The organism is Kineococcus rhizosphaerae (assembly GCF_003002055.1).
GTDB lineage: Bacteria > Actinomycetota > Actinomycetes > Actinomycetales > Kineococcaceae > Kineococcus > Kineococcus rhizosphaerae.
The window spans coordinates 164,902-189,688 of record NZ_PVZF01000011.1 but is presented as its reverse complement, the minus strand read 5'-3'; the positions used below and the strand labels follow the sequence as shown (position 1 = coordinate 189,688).

24 protein-coding genes, 1 tRNA gene and 1 pseudogene are annotated in these 24,787 nt (G+C 73.9%); 11 read left to right on the top strand and 15 right to left on the bottom strand.

Annotation, left to right across the window (positions count from 1 at the left end):
* Positions 1-421 precede the first annotated feature (421 nt).
* Positions 422-489, bottom strand: a tRNA-Leu gene (locus CLV37_RS27770).
* Between the two features lie 125 nt (positions 490-614).
* Between CLV37_RS27770 and CLV37_RS20415 the strand changes: the two genes are divergently transcribed.
* Positions 615-2,264, top strand: coding sequence for an alkaline phosphatase D family protein (locus CLV37_RS20415; RefSeq protein WP_211298815.1), 1,650 nt, complete (start codon positions 615-617; stop codon positions 2,262-2,264).
* Between the two features lie 38 nt (positions 2,265-2,302).
* On the opposite strand, the gene CLV37_RS20410 is transcribed toward CLV37_RS20415, so the two are convergent.
* Together CLV37_RS20410 and CLV37_RS20405 are read right to left on the bottom strand one after the other, a co-directional pair.
* The gene (locus tag CLV37_RS20410) at positions 2,303-3,031 is read right to left on the bottom strand and encodes a hypothetical protein (RefSeq protein ID WP_106213860.1); all 729 of its coding nucleotides are present in this window, start codon (positions 3,029-3,031) and stop codon (positions 2,303-2,305) included.
* Positions 3,028-3,279, bottom strand: coding sequence for a hypothetical protein (locus tag CLV37_RS20405; protein ID WP_106213858.1), 252 nt, complete (start codon positions 3,277-3,279; stop codon positions 3,028-3,030). The genes CLV37_RS20410 and CLV37_RS20405 overlap by 4 nt, the downstream gene beginning before the upstream one ends.
* Before the next feature lie 124 nt (positions 3,280-3,403).
* Here CLV37_RS20405 and CLV37_RS20400 point away from each other — a divergent pair, with 124 nt between their 5' ends.
* The 3 genes from CLV37_RS20400 (at position 3,404) to CLV37_RS20390 (ending at position 7,830) form a co-directional block, all read left to right on the top strand.
* Positions 3,404-4,681, top strand: coding sequence for a cation:proton antiporter (locus tag CLV37_RS20400; RefSeq protein WP_106213856.1), 1,278 nt, complete (start codon positions 3,404-3,406; stop codon positions 4,679-4,681).
* 104 nt (positions 4,682-4,785) lie between these two features.
* Complete coding sequence (locus tag CLV37_RS20395; RefSeq protein WP_106213854.1) at positions 4,786-6,606, top strand: HD-GYP domain-containing protein; 1,821 nt, start codon at positions 4,786-4,788, stop codon at positions 6,604-6,606.
* Positions 6,607-6,750: 144 nt separating this feature from the next.
* A complete protein-coding gene (locus CLV37_RS20390; protein WP_106213852.1) occupies positions 6,751-7,830 on the top strand; it encodes a GGDEF domain-containing protein in 1,080 nt (359 codons plus the stop codon).
* 12 nt (positions 7,831-7,842) lie between these two features.
* On the opposite strand, the gene CLV37_RS29075 is transcribed toward CLV37_RS20390, so the two are convergent.
* The 8 genes and pseudogenes from CLV37_RS29075 to aspA form a co-directional block, all read right to left on the bottom strand.
* Positions 7,843-8,775 carry a zinc-binding dehydrogenase gene (locus CLV37_RS29075; protein WP_106213934.1) on the bottom strand — a complete coding sequence of 311 codons (933 nt, stop codon included), beginning with the start codon at positions 8,773-8,775 and terminating at the stop codon, positions 7,843-7,845.
* Positions 8,776-8,811: 36 nt separating this feature from the next.
* Positions 8,812-9,741 (bottom strand): annotated as a pseudogene (locus CLV37_RS29070) (NADP-dependent oxidoreductase); the annotation flags it as partial.
* A gap of 66 nt (positions 9,742-9,807) precedes the next feature.
* Entirely contained in the window at positions 9,808-10,665 is an 858-nt protein-coding gene (locus CLV37_RS20375; protein WP_106213850.1) for a helix-turn-helix domain-containing protein, read from the bottom strand.
* A gap of 50 nt (positions 10,666-10,715) precedes the next feature.
* Positions 10,716-11,027: an AzlD domain-containing protein gene (locus tag CLV37_RS20370; protein ID WP_106213847.1), complete on the bottom strand. Its 312-nt coding sequence runs from the start codon at positions 11,025-11,027 to the stop codon at positions 10,716-10,718.
* Positions 11,024-11,689 carry an AzlC family ABC transporter permease gene (locus tag CLV37_RS20365; protein ID WP_106213844.1) on the bottom strand — a complete coding sequence of 222 codons (666 nt, stop codon included), beginning with the start codon at positions 11,687-11,689 and terminating at the stop codon, positions 11,024-11,026. The genes CLV37_RS20370 and CLV37_RS20365 overlap by 4 nt, the downstream gene beginning before the upstream one ends.
* Positions 11,690-11,703: 14 nt before the next feature.
* Positions 11,704-12,630 carry an asparaginase domain-containing protein gene (locus tag CLV37_RS20360; RefSeq protein ID WP_106213842.1) on the bottom strand — a complete coding sequence of 309 codons (927 nt, stop codon included), beginning with the start codon at positions 12,628-12,630 and terminating at the stop codon, positions 11,704-11,706.
* A 7-nt stretch (positions 12,631-12,637) separates the two neighbouring features.
* The gene (locus tag CLV37_RS20355) at positions 12,638-14,071 is read right to left on the bottom strand and encodes an amino acid permease (RefSeq protein ID WP_106213840.1); all 1,434 of its coding nucleotides are present in this window, start codon (positions 14,069-14,071) and stop codon (positions 12,638-12,640) included.
* On the bottom strand, positions 14,068-15,489 hold the full coding sequence (gene aspA / locus CLV37_RS20350) for an aspartate ammonia-lyase (protein ID WP_245885501.1): 1,422 nt from the start codon (positions 15,487-15,489) through the stop codon (positions 14,068-14,070). Before aspA ends, CLV37_RS20355 begins: the two co-directional genes overlap by 4 nt.
* Positions 15,490-15,589: 100 nt before the next feature.
* Here aspA and CLV37_RS20345 point away from each other — a divergent pair, with 100 nt between their 5' ends.
* On the top strand, positions 15,590-16,291 hold the full coding sequence (locus CLV37_RS20345) for a FadR/GntR family transcriptional regulator (protein ID WP_106213838.1): 702 nt from the start codon (positions 15,590-15,592) through the stop codon (positions 16,289-16,291).
* Between the two features lie 31 nt (positions 16,292-16,322).
* On the opposite strand, the gene CLV37_RS20340 is transcribed toward CLV37_RS20345, so the two are convergent.
* Positions 16,323-16,799 (bottom strand): MarR family winged helix-turn-helix transcriptional regulator, encoded by a 477-nt coding sequence (locus CLV37_RS20340; protein ID WP_106213836.1) that lies wholly within the window; start codon positions 16,797-16,799, stop codon positions 16,323-16,325.
* Between the two features lie 86 nt (positions 16,800-16,885).
* On the opposite strand from CLV37_RS20340, the gene CLV37_RS20335 reads away from it, so the two are divergent.
* Positions 16,886-17,776, top strand: coding sequence for an alpha/beta fold hydrolase (locus CLV37_RS20335; RefSeq protein ID WP_106213834.1), 891 nt, complete (start codon positions 16,886-16,888; stop codon positions 17,774-17,776).
* A gap of 12 nt (positions 17,777-17,788) precedes the next feature.
* Here CLV37_RS20335 and CLV37_RS20330 read toward each other — a convergent pair whose 3' ends face one another.
* Positions 17,789-18,244: a GNAT family N-acetyltransferase gene (locus CLV37_RS20330; RefSeq protein WP_106213832.1), complete on the bottom strand. Its 456-nt coding sequence runs from the start codon at positions 18,242-18,244 to the stop codon at positions 17,789-17,791.
* Positions 18,245-18,408: 164 nt separating this feature from the next.
* Between CLV37_RS20330 and CLV37_RS20325 the strand changes: the two genes are divergently transcribed.
* On the top strand, positions 18,409-19,011 hold the full coding sequence (locus CLV37_RS20325; protein WP_106213931.1) for a class I SAM-dependent methyltransferase: 603 nt from the start codon (positions 18,409-18,411) through the stop codon (positions 19,009-19,011).
* Between the two features lie 163 nt (positions 19,012-19,174).
* Here the strand turns inward: CLV37_RS20325 and CLV37_RS20320 are convergent, their stop codons facing one another.
* Positions 19,175-20,047, bottom strand: coding sequence for a hypothetical protein (locus CLV37_RS20320; RefSeq protein WP_106213830.1), 873 nt, complete (start codon positions 20,045-20,047; stop codon positions 19,175-19,177).
* Positions 20,048-20,835: 788 nt separating this feature from the next.
* Between CLV37_RS20320 and CLV37_RS20310 the strand changes: the two genes are divergently transcribed.
* Positions 20,836-21,294 carry a VOC family protein gene (locus tag CLV37_RS20310; RefSeq protein WP_342762290.1) on the top strand — a complete coding sequence of 153 codons (459 nt, stop codon included), beginning with the start codon at positions 20,836-20,838 and terminating at the stop codon, positions 21,292-21,294.
* Positions 21,295-21,451: 157 nt separating this feature from the next.
* On the opposite strand, the gene CLV37_RS20305 is transcribed toward CLV37_RS20310, so the two are convergent.
* Positions 21,452-21,961, bottom strand: a complete 510-nt coding sequence (locus CLV37_RS20305; RefSeq protein ID WP_170127394.1) for a DinB family protein — start codon at positions 21,959-21,961, stop codon at positions 21,452-21,454.
* 203 nt (positions 21,962-22,164) lie between these two features.
* Between CLV37_RS20305 and CLV37_RS20300 the strand changes: the two genes are divergently transcribed.
* The 3 genes from CLV37_RS20300 (at position 22,165) to CLV37_RS20290 (ending at position 24,636) form a co-directional block, all read left to right on the top strand.
* Entirely contained in the window at positions 22,165-22,689 is a 525-nt protein-coding gene (locus CLV37_RS20300) for a SigE family RNA polymerase sigma factor (protein WP_106213824.1), read from the top strand.
* The gene (locus tag CLV37_RS20295; protein WP_106213822.1) at positions 22,686-23,759 is read left to right on the top strand and encodes a hypothetical protein; all 1,074 of its coding nucleotides are present in this window, start codon (positions 22,686-22,688) and stop codon (positions 23,757-23,759) included. Before CLV37_RS20300 ends, CLV37_RS20295 begins: the two co-directional genes overlap by 4 nt.
* Positions 23,760-24,225: 466 nt before the next feature.
* Entirely contained in the window at positions 24,226-24,636 is a 411-nt protein-coding gene (locus CLV37_RS20290) for a VOC family protein (RefSeq protein ID WP_106213820.1), read from the top strand.
* Positions 24,637-24,787 lie beyond the last annotated feature (151 nt).

The window sequence follows — 24,787 nt, the reverse complement described above, 5'->3', positions numbered from 1 at the left end:
TGTGGCCTGTCGGTGCAGCTCAGCCGCCAGCTCGGCGGCGATCGATGGTTCCTGCCTGCTCCAGGACCGGTCTCGGACCACACGAGCCACGGTGAGGACGACGTCGGAGCTCACGAGGTGGGCCGGGGGGTCTGATCGGTGACCGAGCCAGTGCGGGCCGGTCGGGGATCGAGATCATCCCGATGGGTTCGCTCGTCGGCCCGAGGGTCGAGGGCGATCAGTCGGCCGTCCTGACGGCCACCGGCCAGGCGCACGTGCGGTGTCTGGCTCATGGGGACATGAGACATCGGGAACGGGGCGGGCGCCGTCTGGGTGACGGGGAGAACCTGCCGGGGGCTCAGTCACGCAGTCAGTCACGCAGCACGACGAAGGCCCGGCCCCGCTCTCACGGTTCCGGGCCTCTGACCTGCACTTTCACGGGTCGGGGTGACAGGATTTGAACCTGCGGCCTCTTCGTCCCGAACGAAGCAGCAGGTACTCGACGCCCCACTCACGGCGTGCACCTAGCGTTCACCTCGCTTCCACACAGCATCGTCATCCCCGTCGGTTTCCCGGAGCAGCGTCCTGCCCGTCCGCGTGCAGCGCCGCCGCCCCACCGCTTCCGAGGAGCCCTCGTGACTGAGCCCACCCCCACCCCTTCCACGTCCTCGTCGCCCCGCCGCCGCGCCGTCCTGACCGGCGCCGCCGGCGCCGGCCTGGTCACCGCCACCGCCTGGCCGGCCTTCGCGGCCCAGGAATCCCCGACGCCTCGCCCCCGGACCCTCGCGTCGAGCATCGGCCGCCTGGGCGACCCCTTCACCCTGGGTGTCGCTTCCGGTGAACCCACCGCCGACGGGTTCGTGCTGTGGACGCGCCTGGCGCCGTACCCCTACGCCGCCGACGGGCGCGGGGGCATGCCCGACCGCGACGTCCCCGTGGAGTGGGAACTGGCCGACGACGAGGACTTCCGGCGCGTCGTGCGCAGCGGCCGCACCCGCGCGATCTCGGCGCTGGGTCACAGCGTGCACGTGGAGCTGACGGGGCTGCCCGCGGGGCGGGAGTTCTTCTACCGGTTCCGGCTGGCCGGCCAGGGCGGGACGATCTCGCCGGTGGGTCTGACCCGCACCGCCCCGGCCGCGACCTCCTCCAGTCGGGCGCTGACCATGGCGTTCGCGTCCTGCGCGCAGTACGAGCACGGCTGGTTCACCGCCTACCGGCGCCTGGCCGAGGAGGAACCGGACGTGGTCCTCTTCCTGGGCGACTACATCTACGAGTACACCGCCAACGACTACGTCTCCCCGTCGGGCAACAACGTCCGCGACCACATGGGCCCGGAGACGAAGACCCTGGGCGACTACCGGCTGCGCCACGCCCAGTACAAGGCCGACCCCGACCTGCAGGCCGCGCACGCGGTGGCGCCCTGGATCGTGACGTGGGACGACCACGAGGTCGAGAACAACTACGCCGGGCTCGTCGCCGAGGAGCAGGAGCCGTACCCCACGGTGGAGGAGTTCACCGCCCGGCGGGCCGCGGCCTACCAGGCGTACTACGAGAACATGCCGCTGCGCGCCGCGGCCCGGCCCCGTGGGGCGGACATGCAGTTGTACCGCCGACTGCAGTGGGGCGCGCTGGCCAGCTTCCACGTGCTCGACACCCGCCAGTACCGCGACGACCAGGCCGACGGGGACACGTTCGGCACCAACGGCCCCGAACGCGACGAACCGCAGCGGTCCATCATGGGCGCCGACCAAGAGAAGTGGCTGCTCGACGGGGTGCAGTCCTCGGGCGCGACGTGGAACGTCATCGCCCAGCAGGTCATGTTCCACGAGCACGACTACGTGCCCGGTCTCGACCGCGGCTACAACCCCGACTCCTGGGACGGGTACACCGCCAACCGGCAGCGTCTGCTGGACGGTTTCGTCGACCGCGGGGTCGACAATCCCGTCGTCCTGTCCGGGGACGTCCACAAGCACTACGCCGCGGACCTGGCCCGGTTCGCCGACGACCAGAACTCCGTCCCGGTGGGCGTCGAACTGGTCTGCACGTCCATCACCTCCGGCGGGGACGGCGGCGACACCTACGCCACCCGCGACAGCGAACTCGCCGACAACCCGGACCTGAAGCTCGCCAACAACCAGCGCGGGTACGTCGTGGCCCGCCTGGACCGGCGCGAGCTGCGCGCCGACTTCCAGGTGCTGGACCAGGTGTCCCAGCCCGGCTCGCCCGTCAGCACCCGCGCCAGCTTCGTCGTCGACGCGGGCCGGCCCGGGCTGCAGGAGGCCTGAGCGGAGCGCCCTGACCGGCGGGCCCCACCGCCCGCCGGTCAGTGCGGGTCCGTCCGCGCCCCACCCGTCGCCGCCGTCGTCCCGTCGCAACTCGCCTCCCCGGGCGCGACGGTGATCGCCGGCGGGAACCACACCTCGACGTCCCCGCCCGCCGAGCGCCGCCCCAGCAGGCAGTCCCGCAACGGCGGCGGCCCGACCACCCCGACCCCCGTCCAGCCGTCGACCTCGGCCACGTCGACGATCGTGCCCGCCGGGAACGTCGCCGCGAGGTCGGTGGTGCCGGCGGCCAGAGCGGCCCGGAGGGTGTCGAGGTCGTCCTCCCCGAGCCGCACGACGGGTCCGGGCGTCACGGCCGCAGCGGTGGCGTCGTCCCCGTCGCACGCCGAGCCGCCGTCGGAGGAGGCCCCGTCGGGCCGCAGCGTGAAGCGGTAGCAGAACGGCACGGTCGCCTCGGGGTACGACTCGTCCCCGATGCCGTTCGAGGAGTGCGCGTCCGCGTGCCCGGTGACGCGCACGTCGATCCACGTGGGCCCGTCGCCCTCCCCGTGGGTCCGCAGCAGCTCGACACCGTCGCGGCCGGGGACGGTGAGGGCGGCGACCTCGGCGGCGAACCGGTCGTCGCGGGAGGCCAGGTCGACGGCGTGCTCGAGGTCGGCGGCCTTCGCGTCGGCGTCGCGGCGCGCCTCGCGCTCGGCCACGTCCTGCGGCGACCCGCACCCGGCGAGGACCGCGAGCGCCGCCACGGCCACGACGAGGCGGCGGCTCACCGGCGCCGCAGGTTCCAGCCCCGCACGACGAGGGCGACGCCCGCGACGACGGCCCCGTAGGCGCCCCACCGCAGGGCGGTGTGGTTCAGGACGACGGTCCACGTGTCGGACCCGCCGGGGCCGGAGGGCCGGTGGGCGGCGGCGACGCCGTGGAAGGCGACGCCGGCGGTGAGCAGGACGAGCCCCAGCGCGATCAGGGGTCCTGCCCAGCGGCGGTCGCGGGTCGGCTGGTCCTCGTCGGTGATCACCGTTCGACCTTCGCGGACGACGCGAGCGGCCGTCGTCCGCCCTTCGTCGTTGACCGCGCGCCCGGCCGTCGCCCGGGAGACGCTCGGAACCTGCCGTTCGGCAGGACCACTCCGAGGGGAACCTGTGCTCACTCCCGTGCTGTTCGCGCTCGCCGGTCTCAGCGCGCTGGTCGCCGCGCTGCTGCCGCGGGTCGTCCACTCGCTGCCCGTCAGCCTGCCCATGGCCTTCCTGGCCGGCGGTCTGGCGCTGGGGTTCATCCCGGGCCTGCCGACCGTCGACCCGGTCGAGCACGCGACGGCCACCCAGCACGTCACCGAGATCGTCGTGATCATCTCGCTGATGGGGGCGGGTCTGGCGCTCGACCGTCCCGTGGGCTGGCGCGCCTGGGCCTCGACGTGGCGGCTGATCGCGGTCGCGATGCCGTTGACGATCGTCCTCGTCGCCCTGGGCGCGCACCTGCTGGCGGGGTTGCCGCTGGCCGCGGCGCTGCTGCTGGGGGCCGTGCTGGCCCCGACCGACCCGGTCCTGGCGACGGACGTGCAGGTCGGTGAGCCGTCCGACGCCGAGGGGACGGAGGACGAGGTCCGCTTCGCCCTGACCAGCGAGGCCGGGCTCAACGACGGGGCCGCCTTCCCCGTCGTCCACCTGGCGGTGGTGCTGGCGGTAGCGGGCCCGGCGCTGGCGTGGTCCGACGTCGGCCACTGGGCCCTGGAGGACGTCCTGCTGCGCGGGGTGGTCGGGGTCGTGGGGGGTCTGGTCATCGGGCGCCTGCTGGGTGCGGCGTTCTTCCGCTCCCCGCTGCCGTCGCTGCGGCTGGCGGAGGAGGCCGAGGGGTTCACGGCGCTGGCCGTGACGTTCCTGGCCTACGGGCTGACGGAACTGGTCCACGGCTACGGGTTCGTGGCGGTGTTCGTCGCCGCGTGCGCGATCCGCTCGGCGGAGCGGGCCCACGGCGCGCACCGGGTCGCGCACAGCTTCGTCGAGCAGATCGAGCGGATGCTCACGTCGTGGGTCCTGCTGCTGCTCGGAGCGGCCCTGGCCGACGGGCTGCTCGCGGCGCTGACGTGGCAGGCGGCGCTGGTGGCGGTGCTGCTGATCGTGGTGATCCGGCCGCTGGCGGGGTGGGTGAGCCTGCTGCGGACCCCCGGGGGGAACCGGGAACGGCTGGTCATCGGCATCTTCGGGGTCCGGGGCATCGGGTCGCTGTTCTACCTGGCGTGGGCGCTGGGGCACGCCGAGTTCCCCGCCGAGGAGCTGTGGGCGGTGGTGGGGTTCGCGGTCGCCCTGTCCGTCCTGCTCCACGGGGTGAGCGCGACCCCGCTGGTGCGCAGGCTGGACGCCGCCCGGTTCCGGGCCGCGCCCAGCGACCGGGCCGACGAGGTGGCCGCGACGCACCTGTGAGGGACCGGCCCGTCGCGGGCGAGCGGGTGGTTCCCGCGGGCCAACCGGATGAACGGCACGGTTGACCCCTCAACATCTCGGCCGCGACCGCCGACCGCGTCCAGGTGGGCACGGGACCGACGCAGAACTACGACCAGGCCGGCTCCACCACGTGGCGACCGCGACCGGTCCTGGCCGCGGTGGTGCGGGCCACGACCGGCGCTGCGCCCGTGGTGCTCGCCCTCGGTGTCGGGGCCGCGGCCGCCCGATGGGCCCCGGCCGCGCGCCTGGGACTGCCCGCCGCGGTGTGGTTGCTGCTCGTGGTCGCGACCTCCAGCGCGGTCCTGTTCGCGTGCTCGCGCTGGCTGCGCCGGCTGGTGCCCCTGTCGGCGCTGCTGCGCCTGAGCCTGGTCCTGCCCGACCGGGTGCCCAACCGGTTCGCGGTCGCCCGTCGCACCTGGTCCCCGCAGGTGCTGCAACGGTCCGAGGACGCCGGGACCGAGGGTGGAGGACCCACCGGCGGCGCGGCGTCGGCGCAGTGGCTGCTGGCCCTGGTCGGCAACCTCGCGGCGCACGACGCCCGCACCCGCGCGCACGGTGAACGGGTCCAGGCCTACGCCGCCCTCATCGGCCGCGAGCTGGGACTGCCCGAGGCCGACGTGGAACGGCTCAGCTGGGCCGCGCTGCTGCACGACGTGGGCAAGCTGCACGTCCCCGTCGACGTCATCAACAAGAACGGGCGCCCCACCGAGGCCGAGTGGGCCCAGCTGCAGCAGCACCCCTGCGACGGCGCTCACCTCGTCCAGCCCCTGCGCTCCTGGCTGGGCCCCTGGCTCGACGGGGTCGAGCAGCACCACGAACGCTTCGACGGCGCCGGCTACCCGCGCGGCCTCAGCGGCTCCGAGCTGTCGCTGGCCGCGCGCATCATCGCCGTGGCCGACACCTACGACGTCATCACGTCGGCGCGCGCCTACAAGAAGCCGATGCCCGCCGAGCAGGCCCGCGCCGAGATCACCCGCTGTGCCGGGACCCAGTTCGACCCCGACGTCGTGCGGGCCTTCCTGTCGGTGGGCATCGGGCGGCTGCGGCTGGTCGCGGGACCGGCGACCCTGCTGGCCGCCCTGCCGGGCGTCGGGTCGCTGCCCGCGCAGGCGCTGTCGTCGGTCTCGGCGGTCGCCCAGACCGCCGGGGGACAGGTCCTGGCGGCGGTGCTCGCGGCCGGGGTGGGGGTGGGAGCCGGCGTGGGCGCGACGCAGGCCCTGGCTCCGGCGGCCCTCGCGGACCCGCTGCGTCCCGTGACCACCGCGCCCGCGTCCCCGTCCGACGGGACGGGCCGGGTCACCGGGGACGGCGCGTCGTCGCCCATCACCTCGGCCTCCGGGACGCCCGTCCCCGTGGAGCCTTCCCCCACCGACGTCCCGGTCGGGGGAACGCTCCTCCTCCCGCCGAGCGCGAGCACCACGACCGCCCCCGCACCGTCTGCGACGCCGCGACGCGCGACGGCCCCGCCACCCCGTCCGCTGGCGACCGGGACCCCGGTGGATCGACCCTCGCCCAGCCGCACCACGAGCCCGTCGCCCGTGCCGAGCCCCCCGGTGGCGACCTCGACCCCCACCAGCACCGGGACACCGAGCGCCGCACCGCCCACGAGCTCCCCGGTCACGCCGAGCGGTGCTCCGTCCCCGGCACCCACCGGCCTGCCCACGACCGTCCCGGGGCCGTCCACCACGACGGGCTCGCCGGTGACGGGCACCCCCACCGGCACCCCGACGGGGCACGAACCCACGAGCACCCCCACGTCCAGCCCCACCGGCAGCCGGCCCACGTCCGGCGCGCCCTCCCCGACGACGACCCCCACGCGTTCGCCGACGACCGCTCCGACCAGCACCGCGAGTCCGACCTCGCCGGGACTCTGCATCGGGGTCATCGTCTACGTGTGCCTGTGATCTGACCCGTCCCACCCCAGCTGACCCGACCGACCCGACCGATGAGCGAGCGATGACTGGACGACAGCCCGAGAAGAGGGCCGACCGGTGGTGAACCGATCCCGCGGACACCTCCCGGGGGGCGGTGACGAACCGCCGGCCCCGGTGGCCGGGCAGAGCACCCAGAGGCTGCCGGTGCTGGTGGCCGTCGCGCTGGGGGTCGCCGTCGTGGTCGCCGTCGTCTGGTGGCTGCTGCCCGCCGAGGCGGTGCTGGCGCCGTGGTGGACCCAGGTCCTGGGCTGGCCCGCGATCCTGCTGGTCCGCTCCGACCTCGTCCAGCGCGCCCTCGGCGGGGGACGTCTGGACAACCGGGTCTGGCTGCGGGTCGCGCTCGGCGGGACCCTGTTCGCGCTGGTGCTCGCCCCGACCGGCATGGGGTTCCTCTTCCCGCTGTACGCCGTCCTGGTCGCCAGCGTCCACCTGCAGTGGACCGGACCGGGCGCGTGGCGGGCCAGCGTCACGGTGACCGTGCTGCTCAGCGCGCTGCTGCAGCTGCTGGTCGTCCGGGGTCTGCTGCCCACCCTGCTGCCCGGGACGGCGGGAGTGATGGTCATGGGCACCGCCGTGGTGGCGTCCGTGGCCGTCGCGGTGAACATCGCCCTGCTGGCCCGCGAGCGGGAGGCCGGTGCCGCCGCCCTGGAGAGGGAACGCCGCGCCCACCACGCCGAACTGCTGCACGCCGCCACCCACGACGCGCTGACCGGGCAGCTGAACCGCACCGGGTTCCAGCAGGCCTACGACGAGATGACCGGGGAGCAGGAGCTGGCGGTGCTGTACGTCGACCTGGACCGGTTCAAGGCCGTCAACGACGAGCACGGTCACGCCGCCGGCGACCGCCTGCTGCGCCTGGCCACCCAGCGGCTGACCGCCCACCTCAGGCCCGGGGACCGCGTGGCGCGCCTGGGCGGCGACGAGTTCGCGGTCCTCGTCGCCGGGGCCGACCGTCCCGTCGTGGCCGCGCTCGCCCGGCGGGCCGCCGCCGCCCTGGAGGAACCCTTCGACCTGGGGTGTGCGGTGGTGCGGATCTCGGCCAGCATCGGCGTCGCCCACCGCGACGACTGCGCGGACGGCCGTGAGGACGTGAGCCTGGAGCAGGTGCTGCACGCCGCCGACGGGGACATGTACCGGGTCAAGGCCCTGCGGTCCCGGCGCCGTGAGGGCGGGGGGCTCACGACCACGTCGTGAGCCCCGGTCCGGTCAAGCGACCTGCACGACGACCTTGCCCGCGATCCGTCCCGCGGCCCCCTCGGCGTGCAGCGCGGGCAGGTCGTCGAGCGGGATCCGACGCGTCACCTCGACCCGCAGGGCCCCCTCGTCCACCAGGGACACCAGCTCCGCGAGGCGCTCGCGGTTCGGCCGGACGAAGACGGTCAGGGGCGTGACCCCGCGCGCCTCGTCGCCGGGGGTGGTGAGGAACGCGGTCGTGCTGACGACCTTCCCGCCGTCGCGGACGAGGGCGACCAGCGCCGCGAAGTCCTCGGGGTCCAGCGGGGCGAGGTTCAGCATGACGTCGACCTGCGCCTCGACCGCGTGCAGGAGGTCGTCGCGGGTCCGGTCGACGACCTCGTCGGCCCCGGCCGCGCGGACCGCGTCGAGGCTGCGGGGGGTCGCCGTCGCGACGATGTGCACCCCGGCCCGTTTCGCCAGGGCGACGGCGTACTTGCCGACGACGCCGCCGGCCCCGACGACCAGCAGCCGCTGACCGGCCTGCAACCCGCCCTCGTCGAACACCGCCTGCCACGCCGTCAACGCCACCGACGGCAGGGCCGCGGCGTCGGCCAGCGGGATCGTCGTGGGGGCGGCGACCAGCGCCTCGGCCGGGGCGACGACGAACTCCGCAGCGCCGCCGTCGCGTTCCATCGGCAGGAACCCGACGACGGGCTGGCCGACGCTCAGGCCCTCGACCCCCTCACCGAGCGCGTCGACCGTGCCGGACACGTCGTAGCCGGGGACGTGCGGCAGTTCGACGGGGATCGGGAGGAAACCGCCGCGCATGCCGTTGTCCGCGGCGTTGTACGCCGAGGCCGCCACCCGCACGCGCACCTGCCCGGCTCCGGGCGCGGGGGTGGGGATCTCCTCGGACTGCAGGACCTCGGGTCCGCCGACGGTGTGGAAGCGGAAGGCCTTCATGGTGGTGCCCCTCTCAAGGGTGGTTCCGGTGGTTTCGGGGATGACGACGACGGCCTTGCCGGGCAGGTCCCCGGCGCGGGCGTGCAGGGCGGGCAGGTCGGCGAGCGCCACGCGCTCGGCGACGTCGAGGTGGAGCTCACCGGTGCCGACGCGGGCGACGAGGTCGGCGAGCTGGTCGGAGTCGCTGCGCACGAACAGGTCGATCCCGCGCACCCCGCGCGCCTCGTCGGAGGGGGCGGGCACCCACACGGTGGTGCTGACGAGCCGGCCGCCGTCGCGGACGAGAGCGAGGAACGCGGTGAGGTCCTCGGGCCCGACGGGGGCGAGGTTCACGACGAGGTCGACGGGTTCGGTGATCGCCGCGACCACGTCGACGAGGGTGTGGTCGAGGATCTCGTGGGCCCCGGCGGCCTTGACCCGCACGGCGCTGCGGGCGCTCGCGGTGGCGATGACGTGGGCCCCGGCCTCCACGGCGAGCTGCACGGCGAACCCGCCGACGGCACCGCCCGCGCCGTTGACGAGGACCCGTTGCCCCGCAACGAGGTTGCCGTGGTCGAACAGAGCCTGCCAGGCCGTCAGCCCCACCAGGGGCAGCGACGCCGCGTCGGCGAGCGGGACGTTCGCCGGTACGCCCGTCAGGGCTTCGGCGGGGGCGAGGACGAACTCGGCGGACGCGCCGGGCGCCGTCATGGGCAGCAGGCCGACGACCCGGTCACCGACGGCGAACTCCTCCACACCGTCGCCGAGGGCGTCGACGGTCCCGGCGACGTCGAGACCGGGGGTGTGGGGGAGCTGCACCGGGATCGGGCCCTGCATCGACCCGGCGCGGATGGTGGCGTCGACGCCGTTGAACGAGGTGGCCGCGACGCGGACCCGGACCTCGCCGGGACCGGGGACGGGCTGCTCGACGTCCTCCAGGTGCAGGACCTCGGGACCGCCGAACCGGGGGAAACGCACTGCCTTCATGGCCTGACCTGCTTCCGTGGGTGACGTTCTCTTCGACGTCACCGACGTTCCCAGGTCCGGGCGGACTCATCCTGGGCCGGATCGGCCCACCTTCACGACGGCCGGCCCGCCGACCGACCCGACGACGTCCGCGAGCCGGGCCGCGTCGGTCGACCCCGGCGCCGCGGTGAGCATCAACGCCGTCAGGTCGTCGCCGGGGATGGCCAGCAGGTTCCCCACGAGCGTCACGGACCCGCCGTCGGACTGCGTGAACGTCGCGGCGCTCTCGTAGGCCGCCACCGGTCGCGGCGCGCGCCACAACGCGTCGAAGACGCGGCTGCCGCTGCGCAGCGCGTCCACGAGGGCGGCGAGGGAGCGGTCGGTGGGGTAGCGCAGCTGCGCGGCCTGCAGCTGCGCCGCGAGGATCGCCTGGTGGTCGGTCGCGTCCGCCGGGGACTGGGTGAACGCGGCGAACGGCGAGCAGAACGTCCGCCAGGCGATGTTCCACTCCCACAGGTCTCCGGTGGGTTCCCAGTGCTCGAGGGCGAGGAAGGCGCCGTTGACGGCGACGAGGTTCATCGCCGCGTCGGAGACGAACATCGGGGTGTCGCCGAACCGTTCCAGCAGCCGCGTCGCCCCCGGCCCGATCTCGTCGGGGACCTGACCGTCCGCGGCGGCGTACCCGGCGAGGGCGGACAGCCGCACGTAGTCGGCCCGGCCGATCCGCAGGGCCCGCGCGATCGCGTCGACGACCCCAGCCGAGGGGTGGCTGCGGCCCTGCTCCAGCCGCCGGACGTAGTCGGCGGACAGGCCCGCGAGGTCGCCGAGCTCCTCGCGCCGCAACCCGCGCACGCGGCGGGTGCCCGCCTGGCGCAACCCGACGGCCGCGGGGTCGGTGCCCTCCCGCAACCGGCGCACGGCCGCGCCGAACTCCTGAGGTTCCACGGGCACAGTGTGCTGGGGCGCGCCCCCGGCGTCGATGGGCGACCGCCGGATCACCCCCAGCCCAGCGCCCGCAACCCCGCCGCCGTCGCGGCCGCGAGGACCACGACGACGATGAACGGCGCCCGGCACACCAGCGCGACGACGGCGACGACCAGCCCCGCCGCGCGCGCGTCGAGCACGAGGTCGCGCCCGGTCGAGAACGTCTGCAGCACCACGAGGGAGGCGAGCAGCGCGGCGGGCAGCATCGCCGTCACGCGCCGCACCCGGGGTTCCTCCAGCCGTTCCGCGGGCACGACGTAGCCGGCGAACTTCAGGAGGAACGAGACGACCCCCGCGGCGAGCACCGCGACCCAGAAGCTCACTTCCAGCACCACGCGACGACGGACCCCACGACGGCGGCGGCGACGACGGGCAGACCCTGCGGGATCACGGGGACGAGCAGCGTCGTCACGAGCGCCCCGACGACGGCGATCGCGACGGGTTCGCGAGCGCGCAACCGCGGCCACAGCAGGGCGATGAACGAGGCGGCCGCCGCGGCGTCGAGGCCGTAGCGCTTCGGGTCCCCGAGCGCGTTCCCGGCGAGCGCCCCCACGAGGGTCGCGAGGTTCCAGAACCCGTACACCCCGAGCCCGGTCACCCAGAAACCCAGCCGGCGCAGCGGCGGGGTGGACTGCGAGACGGCGACGGCGGTGGACTCGTCGATGGTCAGTTGCGGGACGACGACGCGCCGCCACCCGCGCGGGCGCATGACCGGCCCGAGCTGCAACCCGTACAGCGCGTTGCGGACCCCGAGCAGCGAGGACGCGGCGACGGCCGCACCGGCGGTGCCGCCGCCGCCGAGGACGCCGATGAGCGCGAACTGCGAACCGCCGCTGAACAGCAGCAGCGACAGAACGCACGTCTGCCACAGGCTCAGCCCGCTGGTGGTGCTCAGCGCGCCGAAGCTCACGCCGTACAGACCGGTCGACGCCGCTACGGACAACCCCTGGCGCACGACGGCGGAACGGGCGGCGTCGGCGGTCACGGGACCAGCATGGTCTACCCGCGGGCGGCGAACTGCGCGGGGAGGTCCGTGGCCCCGGCCCGCAGCAGCGCTGCGAGCAGGACCCGCGCCTGCCCGGCCTTCAGCCGTCCGGCGGGGACCGCGCCCGCGGCGGCCAGGTCGGCCCCGCCGCCGCCGTCCCCGTAGGTCACGGCGACCGGGCCCGCGGCGACGCGGGTCGTGAGGACCACCGCGACCCCGGCCGCGACGGCGCGCGCGACGGCGGCGACCACGGCGGCCGTCGCGTTCCCCGACCCCAGGCCCTGCAGCACGATCCCGCGTGCCCCGGCCGCGACGCACGCGTCGAGCAGCGCCCCGTCCATCCCGGGGTACCCCGCGACGACGTCGACCCGCGGCCAGTCGCCGGTGGCCGCGGGCAGCACCGCGCGGGGCAGCGGGTCGGGGCAGGCGAACGCATCGAGGGCGGTGGTGTGCTGCTTGGCGACGCCCGCCGCGGGCAGGACGGCCCCGCCGAACGCCACGAGCACCCCGGACCGGGTCGTCGCGGTGGACAGGGCGAGCCGGACGTTCGCCGGAGCGTCGGGTTCGGGGTGGTCCGACGTCCGCTGCGAGCCGGTGAGCACGACGGCCCGCGGGTCGTCGTGGTGCAGGTCGAGCAGGTACGCGGTCTCCTCCAGGGAGTCCGTGCCGTGCAGCACGACCACGCCCGCGACGTCCGGGGAGGCCAGCGCCTCGTGGACGGACGACACGACCCTCCACGCGTCGGCCAGCGTCAGCGTCGAGGAGTCCACCCGCAGCGGTTCGACGACCCGCACGCGCACCCCGACCTCGGCGGCGGCCGGGCCGACGAGGGTGTCCCCGGCCAGCGTCGGAGCACTGACCCCGTCGGCGTCCACGGTGCTGGCGATGGTTCCGCCGGTGGTCACCACCACCACGAGCGGTGGGGTCAACGGGGTCGTCATGTGCTCCTCAGTCCTGGTCGGTGCGTGCGGCCAACGCTTCCACACGCGGCTTCGCCGCGCGCCACCCGAGCGCCAGCAGGGGGACGATGACCACGAGCGAGGCGATGGTCCAGGTTCCCACGGGGTGGTCGAACGCCATGAGCACGAGCACGGCGACGAGGAACACGAGGGTCGCGACGCCGCTCCACGGCGCCAGCGGCATCCGGAACGCCGGGCGTTCGATCCGGCCCGCCTTCGCCCACGACCACAGCTTCAGCTGGCACAGGACGATGACGCCCCACGCGCTGACGATGCCGATGGCGGCGATGTTCAGGACGATCTCGAACGCGTCGGCGGGCACGAGGGCGTTGAGCACGACGCCGAGCAGGGCGACGGCGACGGTCAGCGCGATCCCGCCGTAGGGGACGCCGTTGCGGTTGACCCGGCCCGCGAACGCGGGCGCCGAGCCGGTGGAGGCCATCGAGTGCAGGATGCGGCCGGTGGAGTACAGGCCCGCGTTCAGCGAGGACAGCGCCGCGGTGAGCACGACGAGGTTCACGAACGCGTCCACGCCGTCGACGCCGACGTGGGAGAAGAACGTCACGAACGGTGAGACGCCCTTCTGGTAGGCGTCGTAGGGCAGCAGCATCGCCAGCAGCAGCACGGACCCGACGTAGAACACGACGATCCGGACGATGACGGTGTTGATGGCGCGGGGGATGACCTTCTGCGGTTCGGCGACCTCACCGGCGGTGGTGCCGACGAGCTCGATCGACGCGTACGCGAACACGACGCCCTGGATGACGACGACGGCCGGCAGCAGGCCGTTGGGCAGCCACCCGCCGTGGGCGGCGATCAGCCCGAACCCGGGGCGCTGCCCGTCGATGGGTTCGCCGAAGAGCGCGAAGTACAGCCCGACGATCAGGAACGCGCCGATGGTGAGGACCTTCAGCAGCGCGAACCAGAACTCCAGCTCCCCGAACACCTTCACCGACAGCAGGTTCAGGCCGAGGACGACGACGATCGCGGCCAGCGCCCACACCCACTGCGGCACCCCGGCGACGAACGCGGAGTACCGGCCGAAGAAGTTCATGTAGAGCGCGACGGCGGTGACGTCGACGACGGCCGTCGTCGCCCAGTTCAGCCAGTACAGCCAGCCCGCGACGAACGCGGTCCTCTCGCCGTAGAACTCCCGGGCGTAGGAGACGAAGGAACCGGACGTCGGGCGGTGCACGACGAGTTCCCCGAGGGCGCGCAGGATGAGGAACCCGAAGAACCCGCACACGGCGTAGACGCCGACGAGGGCGGGCCCGGCGCCGGCCAGGCGGCCGCCGGCGCCCATGAACAGGCCCGTCCCGATGGCGCCGCCGATGGCGATCATCTGGATCTGCCGCGGGCGGAGTTCCTTGCGGTACTGCGCTTCCGGGGGCGCGGCCTGGGTGCGCGCGGTGACGTCGGTCATCGGGGGTTCTCCTGGGAGGACGGCAGGGAGGTGAGGTTCTCGGGGCGGAGCAGTTCTTCCAGTTCTTCCGGGGCGAGCAGGCCGGACGCGAGCACGAGGTCGGCGACGGAGGCGCCGGTGTGCGCGGCCTCCAGGGCGATGCGGGTGGCGGCCTCGTAGCCGATCCGCGGGTTCAGCGCGGTCGCCAGGCCGATGGAGTTCTCGACGCGGGCGCGCAGCAGCGCGCGGTCGGTCGTGATGCCCACGACGCAGCGGTCGGTGAGGACGGCGACGGCGTGGGTGAGGTTGCGGGCGCCCTCGGTGAGGCGCTGGGCGATGACGGGTTCGAAGGCGTTGAGCTGCAGCTGCCCGGCCTCGGCCGCCATGGAGATGGTGACGTCGTTGCCGACGATCTGGAACGCGACCTGGTTGACGACCTCGGGGATGACCGGGTTCACCTTGCCGGGCATGATCGAGGACCCCGCCTGCACGGGCGGGAGTTTGATCTCACCGAGCCCGGCGCGCGGCCCGGAGGACAGCAGCCGCAGGTCGTTGCAGACCTTCGACAGCTTCACCGCGACGCGCTTCAGCACCCCGGACAGGTGCACGAACTGCCCGACGTCCTGGGTGGCCTCGACGAGGTCGGGGGAACTGACGAGCGGGTACCCGGTGATCTCCGCCAGCTTCGCCACCGCCAGGGCGGCGTACCCGACGGGGGCGTTCAGACCCGTCCCGACGGCCGTGGCCCCGAGGTTGACCTCCAGCAGCAGGTCCGCGGACTCGCGCAGCCGGTCGACGTCCTCGGTGAGCATGACGGCGTAGGTCGCGAACTCCTGGCCCAGCGTCATGGGGACGGCGTCCTGCAACTGCGTGCGGCCCATCTTCACGACGTCGCGGAACTCGACGGCCTTGGCGGCGAACGCGTCGCGCAGCCGTTCGAGCTCGGCCACGAGCGCGAAGATCCAGCGGCGCGTCGCGATGTTCACGGCCGTGGGGTAGACGTCGTTCGTCGACTGCGAGGCGTTGACGTGGGTGTTGGGGTGCAGGAACGCGTAGTCGCCGCGTCCGCGGCCCAGGATCTCCAGGGCGCGGTTGGCGATGACCTCGTTGGCGTTCATGTTCGTCGAGGTCCCGGCACCGCCCTGGACGACGTCGACGACGAACTGCTCGTGCAGGGCGCCGCCGGCGATCTCCCGGCACGCGGCGACGATCGCGTCGGCGCGTTCGCGGTCCAGGACGCCGAGGTCGGCGTTGGCCTCGGTGGCGGCCCGCTTGACGTCGGCGAGCGCCCGCACGAGGTGCGGGTCCTGGCCGATGGTGCGGCCGGTGATGGGGAAGTTCTCGACGGCCCGCAGGGTGTGGACGCCCCAGTAGGCGTCGGCGGGCACGTCCCGTTCGCCGAGCAGGTCGTGCTCGAGCCGGGTGGGGGAGGGGGTCACGACATCGGGTCCCTTCGCGTGGACCTGTCCGGCTGTCTGACAGGTACAGCGAGGATGGGGGACCGTTCGTCGCCGCGTCAAGTGCCGGCCGGGTGCGACCATGGACCGCGTGAGCACCTGGGCGGAACGACCCCCGGCCGTGGCCCGCGTCGGCGCGGCCGAGGCCGTCTTCGCCGACCTGCGCGACGCCATCCTCGGCGGGGAACTGCCCGTGGGCACCCGGTTGCCCTCCGAAGCGGCCCTGGCCGAACGGCACGGCGTCTCGCGCTCGGTGGTCCGCGAGGCGCTGCGCTCCTGCCACGCCCTGGGCCTGACCGAACCCCGCACGGGCCTGGGGTCCTTCGTGGTCAAGGACAAGGTCGAGCCCGACCCCGTCTTCGGCTCCTTCGCCGCCTCCGAGCTGCTGGAGGCGCGCCCGCTCGTCGAGGTCCCCGCCGCCGGCTGGGCCGCCGTGCGCCACACCGACTCCGAGCTGGCCGAGCTGCGCGGGCTCATCGAGACCATGACGGGCGAACCGGACCCGCAGGAGTGGGCCGTCCTCGACGGCCGGCTGCACGGCCTCATCGCGCAGTCCTCGCGCAACCGCGTCCTGGAGTCCGTCCTCGCCGCCGTCCGCGAGGCCTCCACGGCCCAGTCGCAGGCGCTGAACCTGCTGCCCGACCGCCGCCACCGCTCCGACGTCGAGCACGCCGCGATCGTCGAGGCGATCGCGACGCGCGACTACGACGCCGCGGCCGAGGCCATGCGCGCCCACCTCGGGGCCGTCGGCGAGGCGCTGCGGACCCTGACCCACCGCCCCTGAATCGGGCGGGCCCTGCGTCCTGCCGCCGCCGCTACCGCCCGTCCCGGTCCGCCGCCCAGCCCGGGGCGTCGAGGTCGACGGGGGACTCGCCGACGAACTGCGCGAGCTGCGCCTCCAGCGTCGCGAGTTCAGTCGCGCCCAGGCGTGCTTCCCAGCGTGCCCGCACCTCGTCGAAGATCGCCGTCCCCTCGGTGATCAGTCCGGTCCCGCGGTCGGTGAGCCGGACGGTCTTGCGGCGGACGTCGGTGGGGTCGGTCTCGGTCGTGACGTACCCGCGCTCGACGAGCGCGGCGATCGTCTTCGCCGCGGCCTGCTTGGTGACGGCGAGCCGGCGGGCCAGGTCCGAGGCGCTGTCGGCGCCGGCCCGGATGGCCCGGATCGCGTACTCGTGCGACGGCCGGGCGTCGGGGTACCCGCGGTTCGCCAGTTCCCGGACCACCTCGTCCACCAGGTTGCGGTAGCTGCCCAGGAGCAGCAGGGCCAGGTCGGCGCCGGATCGCGGGGACACGGCCGGAGTCTAGGTCCCCCCTTGACGTCGACAACCAGGTTGACCACCATTGTCGTCAACCTAGTTGTCCATCTGAGGAGTCACCCGTGCCCGCTCCCTCCCCGCTCACCGTCCCGGGCGTCACGCACCACACCGCCGAGGTCAACGGCACCACGCTGCACTACGTCTCGGCGGGCGACAGTGGCTCCCCGGTCCTGCTCGTGCACGGGTGGCCGGAGTCCTGGTGGGCCTTCCGCGACGTCGTCCCGCTGCTCGCCGCCACCCACCGCGTGTTCGCCGTCGACCTGCGCGGCTTCGGCGACTCCAGCACCGGCTCCGACGACGGAGGCGGTCACGACGTCGACACCGTGGCCGAGGACCTGCACCAGCTGGTCGCCCACCTCGACGTCGGGCCGGTCCACGTCACCGGCCAGGACGTCGGCGGCACACCGGTCGTCGTGTTCGCCGCCACCCACCCCGGCGACGTCCTCAGCGTCACCGGCGTCGAGACCACCCTGCCCGGGTACGGCTGGGAACTGCTGGCCGACGTGACGAACGGTGGTTCCTGGCACGTGGGGTTCCTGGCCGCCCCCGGGATCCCCGAGCTGTTCCTCGCCGGCCGCGAGCGGACGCTGCTCGAGTGGGCGTTCTCGGTGATGACGACGGTGCCGGACGCGATCACCGCGGCCGACCTCGGCGAGTTCACCCGCACCTACGCGCGCCCGGGCGGCTGGCGCGGCACCGAGGGGATCTACCGCTCCTCCCTGACCGGCGGCGACCGGGTGCGAGCCCTGGCCGGGGCGCGGCCGCTGACCGTCCCCGTGCTCGCCGTCGACGGCGTCAACGCACCCTTCACAGAGCGGACGCTGCGCCAGGTCGCCGGTGACGTCACCGCGGTCACGGTCCCGGACGTCGGGCACCTGGTCGCGCAGGAGGCGCCCGCCGCCTTCGCCGCCGTCGTCGGCGACTTCGTCGACCGCGTCGACCGGACCCGCTGAACGGTGGATCGGTCAGCCGAGGTCCTTGGACATCGCGATCATGTCGGGAACCGGTTGCGCCGCAACCGGTGCGAACCCCAGCGCGGTGTAGAGGTGGTGCGCGGTGCCGTTGCCGACCACGACGTTCAGGTCGAGCCGGCGTCCGCCGTCCCGGCGGGCCTGCTCGATCACCGCGACGAGCAGCCGCCGCCCGTGTCCCTGGCCGCGCCGGGCCGGGTCGACGAGGACCCTGCTCAACCGCACCGCGTCGCCGGAGCGCGTCAACTGCGCGTGACCGGTCGTCCGGCCGTCCACCTCCAGGACCCAGGCACTGCTGCCCGCGGCGGCCGTGGACTCGTGCACCTGCTCAGCGGTCACGGGCCAGGTCAGGCCGGGCCCCGCGAACCGGTACAGCGCCTCGGCGTCCGGGACCCAGCCGATGACGACGTCGACGTCGGCGGGGGTGCGCACGCGCAGGCGGTGGTCCACGTGATCACGCTATCCGCGGCCGGGGAGGGCAGGGGCCCGGACGCACGGCCCTACGACCGAGCGGCAGCTTCGGCGAGACTGCGAGGGATGACCGCGCGGTCTCGTCAGGTCGGGTGGTTCGACCGTCGAGGTCTCGTCGGTCTCTCCTGGCTAGCGTGCGTGCGATGAACTCCCGTGCCGTCCAGGATGCCTACTCCTCACTCGCGCAGCAGTACATCGACCTGCTGGGCTCGATGGACGTCGTGCACCCCGATGACGTGCGGCTCATCGATCGGCACCTGCAACACCTGTCCGGTCTGGTCCTGGACCTGGGCTGCGGACCAGGACATCTGACGGGTCACCTGCACGCCGGCGGGTGCGAGGTGGTGGGCATCGACGTGGTACCGGAGTTCGTCGCCCACGCCCGCCGGACCCACCCGGGGGCGGCCTTCGAGGTGGGATCGCTGAACGACATCGCGCGTGCAGACGCCTCCGTGGCTGGGGTGCTCGCGTGGTACTCCCTCATCCACGTCGAGCCTGGGCAGCTGGACGGTGCTCTGGTCAGCATCCGCCGGCTCCTGGTGACGGGTGGGGTGCTGGTGCTGGGCTTCTTCGACGGTCTGGTGCGTGAGCCGTTCGAGCACAAGGTCACGACGGCGTACCGGTGGCCGGTGGACGAGATGGCTGACCACTTGGCCTCGGCCGGGTTCGAGGAGGTCGACCGCTTGCAGCGGCCTGAAGATGGCGAGCGCCGTCCTCATGCGGTCCTCGCTGTTCAGGCAGTGTGACGGCTGCCGCGGGGGGACTCGGTCATCGGCGTGTCATGACGGCGCCGGCGCCCGTCGCCGCACCCCGGGTGCGCCGTGACAGCGACGTGGTTTCGTGCCCGAGGTCAGGCGTCGAGGTGGTCGGCGACCTCGACCTGTCCTCCCGACTCAGCGTCGCTGCGCCTCACACCGGAGGGCGGCGGTACGCCTCGAGCTGGGCGGCCGAGAGCGTGGGCACCGCGCGGGCCGGGGCGACCGGTGCCCCTCCGCTCGCCCGGTCGTGGGGCGCGTCGAACGCCTCCTCGTGGGCCGCGTCGGGGGCCGTCCGGGGGACCGTCTCGTCCGTCGCCCCGGGGAGCTCCCCGCTCCGGGAACCGGTCGGCGTCGAGTCCGCCGGGACCGGACCGGCGGTGCGACCGGTGTCGGCTGTGCGACCGGTGTCGGGTCGCCGGTCCCGCACCCGCCACAGCACGAGGGCCGCGGACACCGGCACCACCGCGGTCACCACCAGCAGCGCCAGGACGGGGGCGATCTGCGGGAACCCGCCGGTGTTCGGCAACAGGTAGGTCATCTGCAGGTTCCCGAACGGCTCGCTGGGCGGTTCGTCGGTCAGGTCGAACAGCATCACCAGGCACAGCACGCTCTCCACCGCCGTCAGCAGCGCCGCCCCCGCCGCGACCCGGCCGGCCCAGCGGGAGGGGACGAGCCAACCGGGCCGCCCCGCCGCGACCAGGCCCGCCAGCGCCACCAGCACCAGCGAGGAGGCCAGCAGGACCTCCGGCACCGGCACCGTCGCCCACAGCAGGCGGAACCGCACGGAGAACGTGAAGTCCATCCGGCTGTGCAGCGTCTCCTCCGAGACGTAGCTGCCGAAGTAGACCGTGTCCGCGAGACCGGTCAGGAAACGCCGGAACACCTCGGCCAGGACCACCGCGCTGACGACGGCGCTCGCGACGAGCGACCACGGCACCCACACCAGTGGACCCCGCCCGCCCAGCTCCTCCGTCCCCTCCTCGTCGGGCCAGGAGGTCTCGGGCTGCCCGCTCCGGTCGTCCACCTCCCGAACCTACGGCGCAGGCGTCGGGTCGTCGCGCCAGGACCGCGGGCGGGATCCTCGGGTCCCGGCGGTGGCGCGAGGTCCACCCGCTGAACTGGTCGCGCTGAACTCCTCGTCGTCGTCGGAGGTGTCACCGCCGACGAGGGCGGACCTGAGCGCGGGGTCGTGGAACGAGGGGTGGGTGTCCTCAGGACGTCGCCGGGGCGGCTCTGAGCAGACACCCACGGCGCACTCCACGTGGCGACACAGATGGTGGGACACGACTGTCGTCGAGATGAGCGCGAAGTCGTCCCGCGCGTGGACGGCGCCACGACCACGACGTCACCCGGTCCCGCGAGATCCGGTGGTCACTGGCCGAGGCCTGCTGGAGCTACCAGTGTCGCGTGGTGGCGCATCGCGAGAAGCACTCCGCTGCCGACGTTCCGCCGTCGCCTCGACCAGCGACGGTGAGGGTCTTTCGTGAAACGGGAGGCAGGTGGGTGGGTGAGGTGACGCGGGGCGAGCGCCGCGACCTGTTCACCGGGTCGCGCGACGAGGTGGCCGTGTGGGCTCAGGCGCAGTGGGTGCCCTCTGCTGTGGTGGTGGGTGCGGCCGGCGAGGAGCGACCGCTCGACGAGCGGGTCCGCGAGGTCAGAGCGGAGTGGGCGCGGACCCGTCCCGGTGCCGAGGACGTGCCTGGTGCGGTGGTGGCTCGGATGCACTGCCCCGGTGGTCCAGCTGGGGCTCCGGCCACCGTCGCGCGAGACGGCGTGGCCGACGAGGAAGCGTTCTGACTGCGTTCGACCGTCGTGCGGTCTGCGCTGGACGCGCCACGACGTCCACCGCAGCGCAGGAGCGGGCGGGTGTCGCTCGCCCGGTGCCAGGATCGTCACGTGCAGCGATACTCCCGCGGAGAGCTCGTGGCGGTCTTGGACACCAGCGACCTCGACCGCGCCGCGGCCTTCTGGACGGCGGTCCTCGGGTACCGGCGTGACGAGTACGGAGGAGGGCCCTACCTGAGCCTGGTCCCCTCCAGCGGAGACGGGGTGGAGCTGTTGCTGCAACGCACGGGAGACCCCAAAGGCGGGAAGAACCGGATGCACCTGGACCTGCGGACCAGCGACCTGGAGGCGGAGGTGGCCCGGATCGAAGCCGCAGGCGGCGTCCGCCTGACGTCTGAGGTTGTCGTCGAGCAGGGGTGGCGTTGGCACGTCCTGGCCGATCCGGACGGCAACGAGCTGTGCGTGCTGCAACCGCCCGACGATTGATCCTCGTCGTCCTGCCGCTCGCCGGGCCGCGAAGCACGGGGCGCTGTCGCCACCACCTCGCTCGCAGGGTGCCACGAGCGCGTCGTGGCCCGCAGCGCGCCATCAGCGGGTGCGCGGCTGCCGCGGACGGGTGCCGACGTCCGCAGCGGGACCGGCGTCACGGGTCCAGGTGGGTGGATCCGTCGGTGAGTTCGCGGCTGATGTCGAGGTGGCCGCTGTGGCGGGCGGACTCCTGCAGCAGGTGCAGCGCGACCCAGGCCAGGGTCGGCCGGACGTCGGTGTCGCCGTAGCCGCGCGCCGAGACCACGTCCGGGGCCGTGCGGCGCAGGACGCACAGGGAGTGTTCGTGCTCGGTCCGGTAGTAGTCGCGGATGCGTGCCGGGGTGTCGTCGGTGGTGATCTGCCACTCCTGCTCGGCGGTACCGGGCCAGGAGAAGTCGACGTCCTCGCCGGCGAAGACGTGCCGCACCCAGTACCGCCGCACGGACGCCGAGTGCTTGACCAGGCCGAGCGCGGACCAGCCCGAGGGCACGGCCGGGGTGGTCTGCTGGTGAGGGCTCAGGCCGTCGAGCCGGCGCAGCAGGACCTCGCCGTACCAGTCGAGGTAGTCGACGGCCAGGGCGAAGGTGTCGGTGCTGTCGGCTGGGGGCTCACCGGCGAAGGGCACTGGGTGAGCCTGCCGACGATCCGTGAGGGTGGCTACCCCCGCAGCACGTGATCCGTGATCTCGTGGTCTTCGGTGGGAGCGTGAGGTCGTCGAGCGCGCGGACGGCGGGACGACCGTGCGGTCCAGAGCGGCTCCGAGAAGCGCGGGACAACCTTCTGCAGGGTCCAGCCGGTTGTAGCGGGTGAGGCACCGAGGAGGCCCAGATGGATGCAGCGGAGGACTTCCGGCTGTTCGTGAGCAGGAGGCAGCAGACGCTGCTGGGTACGGCGTGGCTGCTGACGGGGGACTGGGCCACTGCCGAGGACCTGGTGCAGACCGCGCTGGTGCGGGCTTGGCCGCACTGGCGGCGCATCGGCGGCACCGAGGGCTCGAACGGGCGTGAAGGCGCTGTCGCCTACGTCCGCCGGGTCATGGTGAACCAGGCGCTCGACTGGCGCCGCCGGCGCTGGCGCGGGGAGATCCCCACCGCCGACCTGCCCGAACTACCCGTGCCCGCCGGCCTGGGGCCAGAGGTCCACCACGTCCTGCTCACCGCGGTGCGGGCACTGCCCCCGCGTCAGCGGGCGGTCATCGCCTTGCGCTTCTACGAGGACCTCACCGAGGTCGACACCGCCGCTGCCCTGGACTGCTCCGTGGGCACGGTGAAGAACCAGACTTCCAAGGCGCTGGCCACGCTGCGCCGTCACCCCGCCTTGCACGGGCTTCGTCTTCAGGGGAGTGCGCGATGAACCAGGACCTCCAGCGGTTGCTGAGCGACGCCGTGCCGACCCCGCCGAGGCGTCTGGACCCCGACGCGGTCCTGCACGCCGCCCGGCGCCGCCAGCACGCACGCCGGCGCACGGCAGCCATCGCCACCACGGGCTTGGTCGCTGCCTGCACCGCCGCCGCGCTCGTGGCGACTGGTTCCGGTGGGGGAGGTGCCGTTCGTGTCCGGCCGGTGACGCCGGCAACCACGGTCGAACCCGCCCCGGAAGAGCAGTGGCAGCCGCCGGGCATCGAGGCCACCGATCGCGGCGTCAACGGTGTCCAGGTCACCGCGCAGGGCTACGAGGTGAGGACCGGCTCAGCGCAGGCGGCGTGCGTGGCTCCCGGCGCGATCACCGTGGTGGGCGCATCGACCGCGAGCCTGGGGCCGGACTGCGACCTCGCCCAGGACGGTCCTGGCGCCCTGGTGGTGCCGTGGGCGGTGCGGCAGTGGACTGGAGGATCGGGGACCACCTCAGGGCTCGATCTCATCGACGGGGTGCCCGTCTACCTCGACGACATCGTCCACGGCAACGACAGCAGCGCCACCGTCAGTGTCCCCTCGCGCGGGGTGCGGGTGCAGCTCGCCGGTGACGAGGCGCAGGTCCACGACCTGCTGGACAGTCTCACCATCCAGCCCCGGTCCGGGGAACGACAGGCGCCGGCCCGCGCCAGCACCAATCCCGTGGCGGGCGCGACGATCACGGACACCACGAACGCGTGGACGGGTCAGACCCACGACCCGGGTCTGCTCGCCCGCTTGCAGGAGGCAGTGGACGACGCCGCCCATGTGGACGGCCAGCCCGACTGCCTTCCCGAGCCCGGGCAGCAGGCGCAGATCGACCTGCTCACCACCCCGGACTACGAGCACAACCCCGACAGCACGCCCACTGAGCGCTACCTGCGGGAGTACACCTACCTGCTCGTGGACGTCACCGGCCGCTGCGACCTGGTGTTCTCCAGCACCGGTGCCGTCCTGCGCCCGGACCCGGCCACCTTCGGCCCGCTGGTGAAGCAGCTCCGCGACAGCCAGGACTTCGACGACGGCAGCTGAAGATCCTGCGCGACAGCGATCGGGCAGTTCCCGAGGACGACTCCGCACCGAGATCGCCGTGACCGCGCGGTCGCCGGGGAGCACGGTGGTGCCCGGGTTCCGCACGCCGTTCCTGCGTCCTGGACGACCTGCCGTCACCGAGGTGGTCAGCCGCCCCGGTGACGGAGTCGGTCGGGGGTCGGTGGGAGTGGCCCGGTCGACCACCCGGGGGTCCCCGGCCTGCCGGAGGAAGTCCGTGCCGGGTGAGGCGTGCAGGATCGATGCCGTCGTCCGCCGACACGCCGTGGTGGGCCGCCGGGGGATCGGGGTGTCGCGGGACGGCCGTATCGATCGTGCCCACCCGCACGACGCGGGGCACCCTCCCGACCTCCCGCCACCGGACCCGCGCGCCGATGAGTTCGGCGCGCGGTGCGGGTCGCAGGGGTGGGGTCGCGCAGGGCGGCCCGCCCGTCTCCTGGAGGTTCCCGTGAGCACCCGCCTCAGCCCGTACGTCTGCCTCGCCGGCACCGCCCGCGAGGCCCTGGAGTTCTACCGCTCCGTCCTCGGCGGGGAGGCGAGCGTCATGACCTTCGCCGACTACGGCGGCGGTGAGGGCGTCGACCCCGACGGCGTCATGCACGGCCAGCTCGACACCCCCGCGGGCCTGACGCTCATGGTCTCCGACGCCATGCCCGGGATGTCCGCGGCGGGCGGCGGCAACGTCGCGCTGTGCCTGTTCGGGGACGACTCCGCCGAGGGGGAGCGGTTCTTCACCGGCCTCGCCGAGGGCGGGAAAGTCACGACCCCGCTGGAGAAGCAGGTGTGGGGCGACCTGTACGGGGCGCTCACCGACCGGTTCGGCGTCGACTGGATGGTCAACGTCTCGGCGGGCGCCTGAGCGGCTCGGGTCCCCTCCACCGTGCCCGTGTCGGCGCCGGACGCACCCGCGGCCGTGCTGCGCGTGCACCGGGGCGCGCGGACCGGCGACCACCCCGCCCACCGTCGGGCACGAGAACCTCGACGACGACCTCGACGTCGACGTCGTGACG